We start from the raw sequence: 15,927 nt of genomic DNA, 5'->3' as shown, positions 1-15,927 counted from the left end.
CTTCCCCGCTACACAAAAACCCGGTTTCTTGAAGAAACCGGGTTTTTTTAGTTAATAATAAAACCAACAATTAAGATAAAATAATACGGCAAGGGAAGATAGGGAAAATTTAACATGGAAAGTGTTGCTTACATTTTGATTCTGGCTTTAGCCATAGGCGTACTATTTTTTGCGATCGCCTTTCGGGAACCTCCCCGGATTGGCAAATAATTAGCTATACGCCTCCAGCAAGTCCAAAATATCTTGAACCCGACTGCGGTTAGCCCGCATCATAGGAATCTAATTTGATGCGGGACTATTTCACCGCTGTGTGCTAAGTGATTTTTCTAGTCCAGCCATTCATCAGACCCCAGGCGGTTAGATGAATGGCAATTTGCTGGCAACGCCTGTTAAAATCAGCAATCATGCGCTGTACCTCCTGCCAACACACAAATAGCCGCGTTCTAGAATCGCGTTCAGCCGAATCAGGTCAAAGCATCCGTCGGCGGCGCGAGTGTTTGAGCTGCCAGCACCGCTTCACAACTTACGAACGCATAGAATTTGTGCCGATTACGGTGATCAAGCGGGACGGCAAGCGCGAATCTTTTGACAGGTCAAAATTAGTCAGGGGATTGATTCGGGCCTGCGAAAAAACCGGTTTGTCTTCCGGGCATCTCGAAACTCTGGCCGAAGAAATCGAGGCCCAACTCCAAGGTCGATCGCTCCGAGAAATCGCCAGCTCAGAAATAGGGGAACTGGTGCTGTTGCACCTGCGGCCGCTCAGCGAAGTCGCTTATGTCCGTTTTGCCTCCGTATATCGGCAATTTCGAGGCATCCGAGATTTTGTAGATACCCTAAATCACCTTCAGAATCCCCTCAACGAAGTTGAAGATGCAGAAACTAGACCGAATTTTGACGCAGATTTGCCGGATTCGGAATCAGTCGATCGAGAAAGCCCAGCATCCTGCGCTAGTCCCAGCTAAGCTCGCTTAAATTAATTTATAGAAATATTCGCTTGAGATTGAAAACCGTGTCGCGAGGAAGGCCCGGAGGAATAGCGACTCAAGGGACTCTCATTCGAGCGAGTGTTCTTTTTTCTCAGTAAGAGTGCTGGGTGTGATATGATCGTCATCGGTCTAAAATAGAGTATAACTAGACAACGTAAAAACTTAACTGGATTAGTTGAGTGCGTAGTCACACCTAACGGTGTTGCAGTTTAGGAAAGCTCGGATTTGAACAAAACCTAACTAAAGATCGGTGACTAATTAAATACGGTAGGGCATACCGAAATTTACGCTTCTGGAGAAACCGACCTCTACTTAGACTGGAGTCATCCTGTCGCCAGCAAGTCGGCTCGTTGAATGAAGAATCTCAGTTTATTTATACCTGAGAGTGTCAAAATAGTCTACTTGACTCGGAATGTTAAGATTAAACGTTTTAACACAGAGTATGGAGTAACAGTAATGGCAAGCGCTGGTGTGCAGTTGCACCCGGCAAAAGTTAGCAAAAACTGACTTTAGTAAAAGATTTGGAAAAAAGTTAATCGCTTTTTCACCAACATCTCTAATATCTGCCGGCACAAACGAAAAACATGAAGGAGAGAAATCCTAGGAAACTATTCGCATGGTCAATCTCAAAACCACAGTCAAAGACATCGGCTTTACTCACGAAGATTTTGCAGCCCTACTTGATAAATATGACTATCACTTTAGCCCGGGCGATGTAGTAGCGGGTACAGTTTTTAGTATAGAACCGAGGGGCGCTCTGATTGATATCGGTGCTAAAACAGCAGCGTACATTCCCATTCAGGAAATGTCGATCAATCGAGTCGAAACCCCTGAAGAGGTATTGCAATCAAACGAAACTAGAGAATTTTTCATCCTCACCGATGAAAATGAAGACGGACAATTAACCCTGTCCATCCGGCGCATCGAGTATATGCGGGCGTGGGAAAGAGTGCGACAACTGCAAGCAGAAGATGCCACAGTACGATCGCAAGTATTTGCCACCAACCGTGGCGGCGCACTCGTGAGAATAGAAGGCTTGCGAGGCTTTATTCCCGGTTCTCATATAAGTACCCGCAAACCGAAGGAAGAATTAGTCGCCGAAGAATTACCATTAAAATTCTTAGAGGTAGACGAAGACCGCAACCGCCTAGTGTTGAGTCATCGTCGCGCCTTAGTTGAGCGCAAGATGAACCGCCTCGAAGTCGGGGAAGTCGTCATCGGTACAGTACGCGGTATCAAGCCTTACGGTGCCTTTATCGACATCGGCGGCGTCAGCGGCTTGCTGCACATCTCGGAAATTTCACACGATCACATCGATACGCCTCATAGCGTCTTCAATGTCAACGACGAAGTGAAAGTGATGATCATTGACTTGGATGCCGAGAGGGGCCGGATTTCTCTCTCCACCAAGCAGTTGGAACCGGAACCGGGCGCGATGGTCAAAAATCGCGAATTGGTGTACGAAAAAGCTGAGGAAATGGCAGCTAAGTTCCGGGAGAAAATGCTCGCTCAAAAGCAAGCTAAAGCAGGCATAGACGTTCCTGTAGACTCAACTGATGCTGATGATGACTTCTCCGACGAACTCGAAGATGTGCCCTCAGCAATGGAAGAGGATCTGCCGGAAGTAGCACCCGAAGTAGCACCCGAAGCAGCACCCGAAGCAGCACCCGAAGCAGCACCCGAAGCAGCACCCGAAGCAGTATTAGATGTAGAGGAAGAAATCCCTCCTGCGACGGAAGAATAATATCGTAGTTAGTGTGATTAAAAGAGGGAATTTTCCCTCTTTTTTTTTTGAGTTAGTCATTAATTATTATATCAATTCCGGTTGCACCGGAATTATTGTTGACTGTTGACTGTTGACTGTTGACTGTTGACCGAAAGCATCCAGGATACAAGCCCCTGGATTCATCCGTGGAGAAATAAAAAACGTGTCTCCGATAAACAAGTCCCCGAATTTATCCGTGGGCTCAATGCTTCAATTCTTTAATCTTTAATCTTTAATCTTTAATCTAAAATCGATTGACTGTTGACCGAAAGCATTCAGGATACAAGCCCCTGGATTCATCCGTGGAGAAATAAAAAACGTGTCTCCGATAAACAAGTCCCCGAATTTATCCGTGGGCTCAATGCTTCAATTCTTTAATCTTTAATCTTTAATCTTTAATCTAAAATCGATTGACTGTTGACCGAAAGCATCCAGCATACAAGCCCCTGGATTCATCCGTGGAGAAATAAAAAACTTGTCTCCGATAAACAAGCGCCCGAATTTATCCGTGGGGTCAATGCTTCAATTATTTAATCTAAAATCTAATATCATTTCCGGTTACACCGGAATGAGGTTGACTGTTGACGGGCGGGTCGCAAAACTGAATGGTTGAGTGTTAACTGTTGACTCGATTTTATTATTCCGATGCCACCGGAAACGATATTAGTCGCTGCTGGGCGGTTGAAAATTCCCAATTCCCAATTCCCAATTCCCAATTCTTAATTACCGAGATTTAAGATATTTCTGTAGACCGATGCAGCGATCGCACTTTGAATTAAAACAAATGACAGCGCGATCAATCTGCCTAAATAGGCATGGCCTTCATGGTGCTAATTTGTTAAGATTTATCAAGGGCAGAGAAATCCGCACAGGTGCAAACTCATCAAAATTCTCACGCCAGAACCAACCAGACGAGCAAAGTATACAACAAAATTCTTATAAATTTCTTGCCCTGAGGCTCAAAGGCAAGTGGATCATGAACATCGAACTATTAAAAGAAAAATTAGAACAGCTAAAAAAACGTCCCAATGCTAGCAAAGGAACGATCGACCAAATCGGAAATTGGTTAACCGGTTCCCACATTTTGCAGAGATTGAGAATTAATCCTTACTACGTAGCAGGGGATACAGTCAAGAATGTTAAAAAAATTACTTCCGAATTTCTGCACGGAGTGAAAGCCGGTGCCTTCGACTTGCACTGGGATATTCACTGCCCGCACTGCAACATGATTACAGACGAATTCAAGGATTTGGCAGACACATCAGAATTGTCTTTTTGCCCGATGTGCGAGCGCGAGTTTAAAATTGATTTGCTCGATCGCGTCGAAGTTACTTTTTCTCTAAACAAAGAAATCGAAGACCCGCAACTGCGACCCGTCTGCGCTCCCCCTCCCGTACTCCAGAGCAAACTGCAACTGGTAACGCCTTTATACTGCACTGAATCGGAGATAGTTACCTTAGAAAACGGTCGATATCGGTACTGCTGTCCCCTCACTTTAGCTAAAGGGATTTTAAAGGTTGAAGGCGAAAAAACAGAAGCCATACAAGAAATTCAACTCAAGCAGTTAGCCGGCCCAGATTTTGACAAAACAGAGCTAGCCGTGCGTCCGGGAAAAGTTAAGCTCGAACTAACTAATACCGATCACAATTTATCGGGGCTGATTTTGCATTCAGATGAATTGCCCCAGGAACTGAGATTAGAACAACTGCCCCTGCGGCTATCAGGAATCCACCTGCTTCATCACCCAGATTATAAGCGTTTGTTCGGCGATCAAGTAATCTCGGAAAGAGAGCGAGTCAAGATTCGGGCGATTACTATTATGTTTACCGATATTACCGGTTCTACCAGAATGTACGAAACGCTGGGAGATACTAAAGCTTACAATATTGTGCGCGATCATTTTGAAATTTTCTTTGAGTCGATCGAGAAAGTTGGCGGTAAAGTCATTAAAACCATCGGCGATGCCGTCATGGCTTCATTTATCAGCAACGAACAAGCAATTATGGCAGCGGCCGCTGCTGTGATCCGTTTCAGAGAGTACAATTTAACTCGCCCGCAAGCAGAGTGGATTCAAGTCAGAATTGGCATTCACCGAAATACGGCTTTACTCGTAAATCTTAATAACTCGCTAGACTATTTTGGTTCCACAGTCAACAAAGCCGCCCGCCTGCAAAATCTTTCTAAAAGTGGCGAAGTTTCGTTTTCCGAAGATGTTTACAGCGACCAAGCATTTTTAACAGCATTAAAAGCTGCTGGAGTGTCCGAAATTCAAAAACGTGTTGAAGATTTAAAGGGCATACAAGGCCCACAAGTCGCCTATACTGCTAGAATTAATACGGAATCAGTAATCGCGCTGTCTCCTACACTGGTAGCTGAAAGAAATTAAGTACGTAAGCAGATATACCTGGTTATTGCCAGTCTCTTCTTATAATCGCTACCAGAGTTCTTCGATCGCGCTCAGATAATGACCTCAACAGTGTAGATCATCCTTAATGGAGGTTCATAATGCCGATAACTTACGTAAGCTCTGACAAAAATAGTCGGAATTAATCAGCGGCATCCTTACCAGAGATGTTGGCCGCTCAATAACTGAAGTCGAGGACTTCTCATCATGACTTCTCCTCAATTATCTCTAGAAAATACACCCGCATCGATCGCAGCAGCCGCCCTCGACAGCGAAGAATCAGCCGTCACCGACGCCCCCTTTCCCATCGTTGGGATTGCCGCCTCAGCAGGAGGGTTGGAAGCATTCACGGGGTTACTCAGCCATTTAGCGATCGATACGGGTATGGCGTTTGTGCTGATTCAGCATTTAGCGCCCGATCACAAAAGCCTGCTCACCGAGATTCTCGCCAGAACGACGCAAATGCCTGTGAATGAGGTACAAGACGGCGTAGCTGTAGAGCCAAATCAAGTCTACGTTATTCCGCCCAACACCAAGATGGTGGTATGTAAAGGCTTGCTGCAACTATCCCCTCGCGAGAAGATTTATGGCAAATATATGCCGGGAGATGCCTTTTTTACATCATTGGCGCTCGATCGCGGCCACAAAGCAATCGCCGTAGTATTATCCGGGGGAGACGGAGACGGTTCAGAGGGGCTCAAGGCAATCAAAGCAGCCGGAGGCATGACTTTTGCTCAATCCCAAGACACGGCAAAATTCGATGGTATGCCGACTACCGCTGTTGCTACAGGGAATGTCGATTTTGTTCTGACGCCGGAAAAAATTGCCGAGGAACTGGCAAACTATAGTCACAGTCCCCTTCTCACTGACCCGATTTCCCTAGCAAAAGTTGAGGAATCGCCCCAACCGGGAGATGCCCTGGCAACTATTTTTGCACTGCTGAAATCGACCACAGGCGTTGATTTTAGCCACTACAAACCCACCACGATCGCTCGACGCATCCAGCGGCGGATGGTATTGTACAAGCTGGAGAGCTTGGATGATTACGCCACACACCTTCAACAACATTCGGCTGAAGTCACAGCTTTGTATGAAGAAATCCTGATCCACGTTACCAGTTTCTTCCGCGATCCCGAAGCCTTTGAAAAGTTAAAAGAGGTGGTTTTCCCCACGATTACCCAAAATAAATCGGCAAATGCTCCGATTCGGATTTGGGTGGCGGGATGTTCCACAGGTGAAGAAGTTTATTCGATCGCCATTTGCTTGTTAGAGTTTTTGGGCGATCGAGTTATCCCGCCCCCGATCCAGATTTTTGCCACGGATATCAGCGAGGCGGCGATCGGCAAAGCCCGGTCTGGTTTCTACTTAGAAAACCAGATGGTAGACGTTTCACCAGAACGGCGTACTCGCTTCTTTATTCGCCCCGAAGCAGGAGGTGGTTATAGAATCCGCAAGGCCGTCCGCGAACTGTGTATATTTGCCCGACAAGACTTAGGTAGCGACCCGCCTTTTTCCAATCTCGATTTAGTTAGCTGTCGCAATGTGCTGATCTACTTGGGAGAGTCATTGCAAAAAAAAGTGATGCCGATTTTTCATTACAGTCTTAACCCAACAGGCTTTCTCCTGTTAGGCACTTCTGAGAGCACCGGAAAATTTTCATCATTATTTACTACAGTCGATAAAAAAAATAAAATTTATGCCAAAAAGTTGACCGCGACTCGTCCCACTTTTTCGTTTACCCCGAGTTCCTATCCCGTCGTTAAAGCTGCTCAACAACAGGAAATGAATGAAGAAACTTTGATAAATAGCTGGGACTTGCAGCGAGAAACTGAGCAACTGATTTTGAATCGCTATGCCCCAGCCAGTGTGCTTGTTAACGAGGAGATGAAAATCCTGCAAGTGCGGGGAGACATCGATCCTTACTTGAGAGTGGCAGCCGGAACGCCGGACTTAAACTTGCTGACAATGGCAAGGCCAGGCTTGCTTGTTGAGCTTCGCACCGCAATTTATCAGGCCCAGACGCAGAACGTAACCGTTAGGAAAGAAAGGGTTGTTGTGGAATCGGGCGGACGATCGACTATCGTCAATATTGAGGTGATGCCGTTCCAGCCGCACACCTTCACAGCACGCTATTTTTTACTGCTACTTGAAGAGGTTTTACCGCCAGTGCTCAATTTCCGCATCGTCACTTCTGAAAGCTGCGATCAAGATGATTTAGCTTCTGAAAATAAGTGCCTGAAGCAGGCACTTGCCACCGCTAACCAAGAAAAAACTGATGCTCAAGTGCACCTGCAATCGCTGATCCAGGATCAGGAAAATCTCAACCAAGACCTCAAAATTGCGAACGAAGAAATCCTATCGAGCAACGAGGAGTTGCAAAGCACCAACGAAGAATTAGAAACTGCCAAAGAAGAGATTCAAGCCACTAACGAGGAACTCACCACCACTAACGAGGAACTTCGCAGTCGAAATATTGAACAAAGCCTGGTCAATAACGATCTCACAAATTTGCTTGCTAGTATCAATATCCCTGTCTTAATGCTGGCCAACGATTTACAGATTCGACGCTTTACGCCAACGGCGCAGGCACTTTTTAATCTGATTCCCACAGATATTGGACGACCTTTTAGCGACATCCGATCGACTCTTGACGTTCCTGACTTGGAACAGATGATTTGGGAGGTGATTGATACTCTCCAGACACAAGAACAAGAAGTTCAAACTTTATCGGGATATTGGTACAATCTCCGCATTCGTCCCTACCGCACAACGGAAAACCAGATTGATGGTGTGGTGATGGTTTTGATCGATATTGATTCTCTAAAACGCAGTGCCAGAACCTTGGAGCAAGCCCGAAATTACGCTGAAATTATCGTGGAAACTGTGCAAACGCCTTTAGTCGCGCTCGATGCTAATTTCCGGGTGAATAAAGCAAATCGCTCGTTCTATGAAACCTTTCAGGTTTCATCCTCAGAAACAGCGCAATCTTCGCTGTTTGAGCTAGGAAACGGGCAGTGGAATATCCCTCAATTGCGATCGATATTGGAAGATATTCTGGTTAGTGATATTCAGCTTCAAAACTTTGAGTTGGAGCACCTATTTGAGCACATCGGGCCCAAAACCATGCTGCTTAATGCTTGTAAACTTCAACGAGAAGATGGAGCTTTAATGATTCTGTTGTCGATCGAGGATATCACCGAGCGCAAGCAGTTGGAGATACTACGAGCGCAGTTATTGGAGCATGAACAGTTTGCCCGCCAACAAGCAGAAAGTGCTAACCGTGCTAAAGATGAATTTCTCGCCAATCTCTCCCACGAGCTCCGCAATCCCCTGACTCCGATCCTGGGATGGGCACAAATCCTGCGCTCCGGCGTGCTTAAGGAAGCAGCGGCTAATCGCGCTCTAGAAGTGATCGAGCGCAGCGCTAGGACGCAATCTCAGTTAATCGAAGATCTCCTAGATATTGCCAGGATTACGAGCGGCAAGCTCGCTCTTGATAGCAGTTTGATGGATTTTGTTTTGGTGGTGCAAGCTGCGCTGGATGGGGTTCAATTATCAGCAGATGCCAAAAATATTCAAGTTGTTTCGCAGTTGAGTTCTGCCAGTGTTTTAGGCGATGCTGATAGATTGCAACAAGTTGTGTGGAATCTTCTGTCTAATGCAATTAAGTTTACTCCGGCGGGAGGAGGAGTGGAAGTAACGCTGTCGGCGATCGAGAATTACGCTCAACTTCGAGTTAGCGACACGGGAAAAGGCATTCGGGCAGACTTTTTGCCGTATATTTTCGATCGTTTCCATCAAGGCGATTCCAGCAGCGTCAAGGGTAATAAAGGGCTAGGATTGGGTTTGTCGATCGTGTGTCATCTGGTAGAATTGCACGGAGGAACGGTGGAAGCGGATAGTCCGGGTGAGGGACAAGGAAGTACAATGACTCTGAAATTGCCGCTGGTAGCCTTGCCTCAAAAGTTGACATCGGCTATCAATTTAAAAACAATTGCTTTGGCTGCGCCTTTGAAAGCCTCTACCGATATTGTCCCCTCTCTCGAAGGCTTGCACGTTTTAGTTGTAGACGATCGGAGCGATACGCGCGAACTCTTAGCATTTGTGCTAGAAAGCTACGGGGCTGAGGTTTTGACGGTTGCATCTGGCAGAAGTGCGATCGCTGCTTTGACTGAAAATCCCGGCAAATATGACGTGTTAATATCTGATATCGGAATGCCAGAGGGAGATGGGTATTTCTTAATTCGAGAAGTGCGAACTCTTGCTGCAGAAGCCGGAGGAGAAATCCCAGCGGTTGCGCTGACTGCTTATGCGAGCGATAAAGAACGCGAAAGGGCGATCGAAGCGGGTTTTCAAACGCATATTTCCAAACCCGTGCAGCCCGTTCAACTAGCATTAATGGTTGCCAATTTAGCGGGACGGTTTTAATTTATTGATTGTAGGGACAAAACAATGTTGTGTCCTAAATTTGTAGGGACACAACAAGAGTCATCTCCAAAAAAGCCTGTTGTGAACAGGCAAGAGGGCTGTTCCAAAATAATTATTGGAGATGTCTAATGTTGTATCAGGATTTTGTAGTAACACAACGATTGCGGGCAATTAAGAATTGCCAAAAATAGCGCAATATGGGAAAATAGAAAAAAATATAAAAATTACGGAGTTCAGATTCTTGGTAAATATTAAATGTCGGGGTATTACCTTCTCAAATATCGAAGCCGTAATCTTTGACAAAGACGGCACTCTAGAGGATTCTCAAGAATTTTTGAGACTGTTGGGGATTAAGCGATCGCGCCTCGCAGACGCTCAAATTCCGGGCGTTGGAGAGCCTTTACAAATGGCTTTCGGTATCGAAGGCTGCAGCATTGACCCTACGGGCTTGCTAGCAGTCGGTAGTCGCAGGGAAAATGAGATTGTTGCAGCGGGATACATCGCGGAAACCGGCAGGGGATGGCTGGAATCTTTAACTATTGCGCGCCGCGCTTTTGACGAAGCTGACGAAATGTTTAAAAATAGTGCTGTTTCTCCTTTATTTGTCGGCAGTCTGGAGGTGCTGAAATATCTTTCGGAAGCGGGTTTAAAACTGGGAATTCTTTCGGCTGCTACGACGGAGGTTGTGCAGAAATTTGTGAAACACCACGCATTAGGTGACTACATTCAGTTAGAAATGGGAGTTGATTCAACGGTTCACAAACCCGATCCGAAATTGTTTTTGGAAGCTTGTGAGAAACTCGGAGTAAATCCCGCAGCAACTTTGATGGTGGGAGATTCAGCGGGCGATATTCAGATGGGTAAAAATGCGGGCGCGGCTGGGTGTATCGGGATTTGTTGGGGGAAGGCCCAGGTTAGTCATTTGGAAAATGCGGATGTGGCGATCGCATCTTTGGATGAAATTAAAATTTTAGCAGATTGAGCAAACATCACATCGCCGGGGCAGGTTTTGCTGGGGAAAATCTCGCTTGTAGCTGAGTCCAGATCCCCCCTAACCCCCCTTAAGAAGGGGGGGACAAGAGTGTTCAAAGTCTCCCTTTTTAACGGGGAAGAGTCTTCTGTTTCGTCCCGTTAAGAATGGGGGACAAGAAAGAGCATTCAAAGTCCCCCTTCTTAAGGGGGATTTAGGGGGATCTGGCCTCGGCTATAAGCGAGAGATACAAAGGTTTTTAATCTTAAGTTAACACGATAAAAAGCATTGCCGTTTCCCTACAGCTAACAACGCAAACCGAGAATTACGACATCTCTTTCAACGCCGTCAAGTTCGGCAACTTGCGGCAGATATCCCCACCGCTGAAAGCCAAATTTCTCAAACAATCTTACACTCGGCTGATTGTGAGCAAAAATTATTCCTATGAGAGTTTTAAGCTTCAATTCTGGACTCCGCACAATTGCCGATTGCAATAAATTTTGTCCGATTCCGCAGCGTTGGCGATCGGGTGCGACGTAGATGCTAACTTCTGCTGTATGCTGATAGGCGGCGCGTCCGTAGAAAAGCTGAAAACTCAGCCAGCCAACAATATTTTGTTCTGATTCCATTACCAAAATCGGCCAGGAAGTGGGGCAGTGTTCTCTGTACCAAGGGAGGCGGCTTTCGACTGAGACTGGTTTTAAATCTGCTGTGGCCATTCTGCCCGGGATTGCTGCGTTATATATTCCGACAATTGCTGGCAAATCGCTGTCTTCTGCGTCGCGGATTTTCATCGTTGGGTTGAGGGTTGACTGTTGGCTGTTGGCTGTTGGCTTTTGACTGTTGGCTTTTGACTGTTGGCTGTTGACTGTTAACTGTTAACTGTTAACTAATGACTAATAACTAATGACTCTTGTACAGTTCCATAATATCGCTGAGGGCCATCCGCGAATTTGCTCCCAAAGTCAGCGGCGATGTGTGTCCTCGCTGCAAGTGTTCTGCCGCCGCACAGCCGATCATTGCTGCGTTGTCTGTACAATATTTTAACGGCGGAAACAATACTCGCAAGTTGTGTTTTGTGGCTGCTGCTTGTAAATTTTTTCGCAGTCCGCTGTTTGCTGCAACTCCGCCCCCCACTACAATAGTGGTAAGCCCGAAATTTACGGCGCAGTCGATCGCTCTTTTTGTTAAACCCTTGGCTACTGTTTCCTGAAAGCTGGCCGCAATATCATTAATTGTAGAGGCAGGCAAGACGCCTTCGGCACCCCCATTGTTATTTTGTTTCTTGAGTTTCTGTACTAATTGCAAAACTGCGGTTTTCAAGCCGCTAAAACTGCTGTCGTAAGGATGGTAGCCGCCACCAGGCAAGGAAATTCTGCCTTCTGGTAGAGGGTATGCTTGGGGATTGCCAAGGGCGGCCAATTTGTCAATCAGCGGCCCGCCGGGATATCCTAGCTGCAACAGTCTTGCAACTTTATCAAAAGCTTCGCCGGCAGCGTCGTCGCGCGTGTGTCCTACAGTTTCATAAACGCCGCAATCTTTGACATAAATAAAGCTAGTGTGTCCTCCGGAAACTAACAAACACAAAAACGGTGGCTGCAAGTCGGGTTCGGTAAGGTAAGAAGCGTAGATGTGCCCTTCGAGGTGGTGGACGCCTAAAAAAGGTTTTTGATGGACTATTGCCAAGCTTTTCGCCGCTGTCAGCCCGACTAACAATGCACCTACTAAACCGGGGGCACAAGTCGCTGCAATGCCGTCAATTTCTGACCAACTCAGGTTTGCTTCGCCGAGACACTGGGCAATTACCTGATTGAGCATTTCTAGGTGACTCCGCGAAGCGACTTCCGGCACTACCCCGCCAAACTCCTCGTGGATTTTAATTTGCGATGCTACAACATTGCTGCAAACTTGACGATTCTTAACAATTGCTGCGGCTGTTTCGTCACAACTTGTTTCGATTGCGAAAATGGTTGCCATTAACTGGTAATTTTATTTGATAGGTTAGTTATTGCTAGCTTAACTAATTCGGCGCAAGTCCCCCGCTCTACCTGTACTCAGGTTATTGTTAAGGGATTTTTGCCCGATCGACAGGTAAGGCCATCATCTGATGCAATGAAGGAATATCCTCGCGGCATTGCTAGCTCAGCATTGACCTATCAAAACGCGAATCCCTCATTCTATTGGGATTTGCCGCATCAATGATGGATACTTTACACTGTCAACAAACACGGTAATCTGGGTTCCAGATTGGCAAGTTGAAATGCTTGTACAAAAACTTATTGTTTTGTAACAAAAGGAAACAATTCCATGCGACGATTGTTTGCTGCAATTTTAGTGTTGAGTGTCTGGTTCAGTTTTGCTCCAGTTGCTTCGGCTTACAATTTAGTGCCGTGCAAAGACTCTCCCGAATTCCAGGAACTGGCTAAAAATGCGCGTTCTACGAATGGCGACCCGGCATCTGCGAAAGCAAGATTCGATCGCTATTCTCAAGCTATGTGCGGCCCGGAAGGATACCCGCACTTAATCGTAGACGGCAACTTGAGCAGAGCAGGGGACTTTTTGATTCCTAGCATACTGTTCTTGTATATGGCAGGTTGGATTGGTTGGGTGGGCCGTTCTTATCTGCAAGTTACCAAAAAATCAGCAACACCAGAGGAAAAAGAGATTATTATCGACGTTCCTTTGGCAATCAAATGTATGCTGAGCGGCGTTTTATGGCCTCTGGCAGCTATCACATCAATCACCAGCGGTGAAATGTTTGCCAAGGAAGACGAAATTACTGTTTCCCCCCGCTAAAATTGGGAAATGGACAAGAGCTAATAGCTAACAGTTAAGTAATTAACTGCAAAGTAGCAATTAGGCGTAGACCGATCGGCAATTACCAACTGTCTCGAATTTTCAGGAGCAGAATTCATGCAATACTTTGTCAAGTTTCTTTCGACCGCACCAGTATTGGCTATCCTTTGGCTATCTATTCAAGGCGCGGCTTTAATTGAATTTAACCGCTTTTTCCCCGACCTGCTTTTCCATCCGATGCCTTAAGATTTGAGGGAAATTAGGTTGCAAAACCTAGGAGTTAAAAGTTGAGAGTTTTGATTTTTGAATGATGAGTTACAAGTTAATTTAAAACTCAAATATCAAAACTCTCAAACCATACCCGTTCATGCTAGACAGCGCATAAATAGGTAAAATCCAAGGATATCAACTATTTAGTTATCAAATTAGTTACCAATGACTAATGATTAATGACTAATGATTAATGACTAATGACTAAATGACTAATGACTAATATTGTGAATCGATGAAGTCTTATATCGCCGCAGCAATTCAAATGACTAGCTTGCCTGACCTGCAAAAAAATTTGGTTCAGGCAGAGGAATTAATCGACCTGGCAGTGCGTCGGGGTGCGGAGTTAGTTTCCTTACCAGAAAATTTCTCGTTTATGGGAGAAGAGGAGGAAAAGATTGCTTCAGCAGAGGCGATCGGACTCGAAAGCGAAAAATTCCTCAAAACGATGGCCCAACGGTTCCAGGTAACGATTCTGGGCGGCGGATTTCCAGTGCCGACTGCAGGGGGGAAGGTATACAATACTTGTTTGCTGGTAGACCCAAACGGCACTGAAGTGGCAAGGTACAGAAAAGTACATTTGTTCGATGTGGATGTTCCCGACGGCATTACTTACAGGGAATCGAACACTGTGAAAGCTGGTGAAGATTTGCCGTCGGTTTATGTGTCGCCGGAGTTGGGGACGCTGGGACTTTCGGTGTGCTATGACGTGCGGTTCCCGGAAGTGTACAGGCATTTGTCGTACAAGGGGGCTGATATTTTGTTCGTGCCCGCGGCGTTTACTGCTTACACTGGCAAGGATCACTGGAAGGTTTTGTTGCAAGCTAGGGCGATCGAGAATACTTGTTATATGATTGCCCCGGCACAAACTGGCCGCCACTACGGCCGCCGTCAAACACACGGTCACGCGATGATTATAGACCCTTGGGGTACGGTTTTGGCGGATGCTGGAGAGGAACCGGGTGTGGCGATCGCAGAAATTAATCCCGATCGACTAGAACAAGTCCGCCGCCAGATGCCATCTCTGCAACACCGGGTTTTTATTTGAAGGAATTTGGAGATTAATTAATCTCCAAATTTCAGTCCCCGTCAACGACAAGACCTGAAAAGTTTTTATTCGAGCGAGGAATTGTGTCGGTTCGTACACAAAAAAACTTAGATCGTGTGCGCCCAGAACTGAGTTGGGGCGGGTTTACGGTTGAGATAAAGCCGATCCCCCCTAACCCCCCTTAAGAAGGGGGGGACAGGAGTGTTATCAAAGTCCCCCTTCTTAAGGGGGATTTAGGGGGATCGAGACGGGTAAAAGCGAAATTGATCGAGGGTTTTTTTCCCAGGAGATGAACGGCCAATAACTCACGATAAAATATCTAATGCAGGTTCAATGGGCGTGCACTTCTGCTAAAAGGCGAATTGGCGAAAGTAGAATTGCACGAAATGCGTCTTTTTGGGATAAATGAAACACACTCTTTCGGTTTTAGTTGAAGATGAAGCGGGTGTCCTCACTCGAATTGCTGGTTTGTTTGCCCGTCGGGGTTTTAATATTGAAAGTCTGGCCGTTGGCCCGGCGGAACAAGGGGGAGTGTCTCGGATTACGATGGTTGTACCGGGAGATGACCAAATTATCGAGCAGTTGACAAAGCAACTGTACAAGTTGATTAACGTGCTTAAAGTTCAGGATATAACGGAAATTCCCTGTGTGGAACGGGAGTTGATGTTGCTGAAAGTTAATGCTGCTAGCGGGACGCGATCGGAGATAATTGAGTTAGCTCAAATTTTTAGAGCGCGAGTTGTGGATATTGGTGATGATACGCTGACATTGGAAGTTGTGGGAGATCCCGGTAAAATGGTGGCGATCGTCCAGGTTCTGAATAGATTTGGGATTAAGGAAATTGCTCGTACTGGGAAAATTGCCCTGACGCGAGAGTCGGGAGTCAATACTGAGTTTCTCAAGTCTTTGGAAGCGAAACTTTAAGGAAGTTGACGGTTGACTGTTGACTGTTGACTGTTCACTGTTGACGGTTGACGGTTGACTGTTCACGGTTAACTTGTATGGGTTATTAATTAATTGTTGGCTATTAATTATTTAAACGGAACTTACCCCTCACGCTTGATCGCGAGAGTTTTCAAACCCCCTGGCAGCGGTCGAACTGGGTGAGAACCCTCACCCCATACATGACTACAAAGTCAGGGAAACCCCGAGTAAATCGAAAGCTTTTTGCTGTAAAGGACTGGGTATCGTCAGCTTATCAAAGCTAACTGAAACACCCCCCAATTTAGGTTGCACCCGGTTTTTAGTAATTGTCGCCAA

12 protein-coding genes are annotated in these 15,927 nt (G+C 46.0%); 10 read left to right on the top strand and 2 right to left on the bottom strand.

All coding sequences use genetic code 11. From position 1 onward, the window contains the following. Positions 1-114 precede the first annotated feature (114 nt). From QUA62_RS06915 to QUA62_RS06890, 6 genes are all read left to right on the top strand, one after another. On the top strand, positions 115-210 hold the full coding sequence (locus QUA62_RS06915) for a photosystem II reaction center protein T (RefSeq protein ID WP_006635641.1): 96 nt from the start codon (positions 115-117) through the stop codon (positions 208-210). A gap of 194 nt (positions 211-404) precedes the next feature. Further along, entirely contained in the window at positions 405-962 is a 558-nt protein-coding gene (nrdR, locus tag QUA62_RS06910; protein ID WP_333403292.1) for a transcriptional regulator NrdR, read from the top strand. 640 nt (positions 963-1,602) lie between these two features. Then, on the top strand, positions 1,603-2,730 hold the full coding sequence (locus QUA62_RS06905) for a 30S ribosomal protein S1 (RefSeq protein WP_333287504.1): 1,128 nt from the start codon (positions 1,603-1,605) through the stop codon (positions 2,728-2,730). A 997-nt stretch (positions 2,731-3,727) separates the two neighbouring features. Then, entirely contained in the window at positions 3,728-5,137 is a 1,410-nt protein-coding gene (locus QUA62_RS06900) for an adenylate/guanylate cyclase domain-containing protein (RefSeq protein ID WP_333403211.1), read from the top strand. A gap of 225 nt (positions 5,138-5,362) precedes the next feature. Further along, positions 5,363-9,583 carry a chemotaxis protein CheB gene (locus tag QUA62_RS06895; protein WP_333403210.1) on the top strand — a complete coding sequence of 1,407 codons (4,221 nt, stop codon included), beginning with the start codon at positions 5,363-5,365 and terminating at the stop codon, positions 9,581-9,583. Between the two features lie 241 nt (positions 9,584-9,824). After that, a complete protein-coding gene (locus QUA62_RS06890; protein ID WP_333403209.1) occupies positions 9,825-10,565 on the top strand; it encodes an HAD family hydrolase in 741 nt (246 codons plus the stop codon). 293 nt (positions 10,566-10,858) lie between these two features. On the opposite strand, the gene QUA62_RS06885 is transcribed toward QUA62_RS06890, so the two are convergent. Then, positions 10,859-11,347, bottom strand: coding sequence for an N-acetyltransferase family protein (locus QUA62_RS06885; protein WP_333287512.1), 489 nt, complete (start codon positions 11,345-11,347; stop codon positions 10,859-10,861). Between the two features lie 109 nt (positions 11,348-11,456). After that, positions 11,457-12,530, bottom strand: coding sequence for a tRNA (adenosine(37)-N6)-threonylcarbamoyltransferase complex transferase subunit TsaD (tsaD, locus tag QUA62_RS06880; protein ID WP_333403208.1), 1,074 nt, complete (start codon positions 12,528-12,530; stop codon positions 11,457-11,459). A 330-nt stretch (positions 12,531-12,860) separates the two neighbouring features. Here tsaD and QUA62_RS06875 point away from each other — a divergent pair, with 330 nt between their 5' ends. The 4 genes from QUA62_RS06875 to ilvN all read left to right on the top strand — a co-directional run bounded on the left by QUA62_RS06875 (position 12,861) and on the right by ilvN (position 15,591). Then, positions 12,861-13,349, top strand: coding sequence for a Photosystem I reaction center subunit III (locus QUA62_RS06875; protein ID WP_333214796.1), 489 nt, complete (start codon positions 12,861-12,863; stop codon positions 13,347-13,349). Between the two features lie 117 nt (positions 13,350-13,466). After that, complete coding sequence (gene psaJ, locus QUA62_RS06870) at positions 13,467-13,595, top strand: photosystem I reaction center subunit IX (protein ID WP_106151078.1); 129 nt, start codon at positions 13,467-13,469, stop codon at positions 13,593-13,595. Positions 13,596-13,854: 259 nt separating this feature from the next. Continuing rightward, positions 13,855-14,667 carry a carbon-nitrogen hydrolase family protein gene (locus QUA62_RS06865; RefSeq protein ID WP_333403207.1) on the top strand — a complete coding sequence of 271 codons (813 nt, stop codon included), beginning with the start codon at positions 13,855-13,857 and terminating at the stop codon, positions 14,665-14,667. A gap of 405 nt (positions 14,668-15,072) precedes the next feature. Further along, positions 15,073-15,591, top strand: a complete 519-nt coding sequence (gene ilvN, locus QUA62_RS06860; RefSeq protein WP_039887977.1) for an acetolactate synthase small subunit — start codon at positions 15,073-15,075, stop codon at positions 15,589-15,591. The last annotated feature ends 336 nt before the right edge of the window (positions 15,592-15,927 follow it).

The sequence above is a fragment of the Microcoleus sp. MON1_C1 genome (assembly GCF_036701945.1).
Taxonomy (GTDB): Bacteria; Cyanobacteriota; Cyanobacteriia; order Cyanobacteriales; family Microcoleaceae; genus Microcoleus.
Note: the sequence above shows the minus strand (reverse complement) of the source record. Positions and strands in the feature narration are given on the sequence as shown.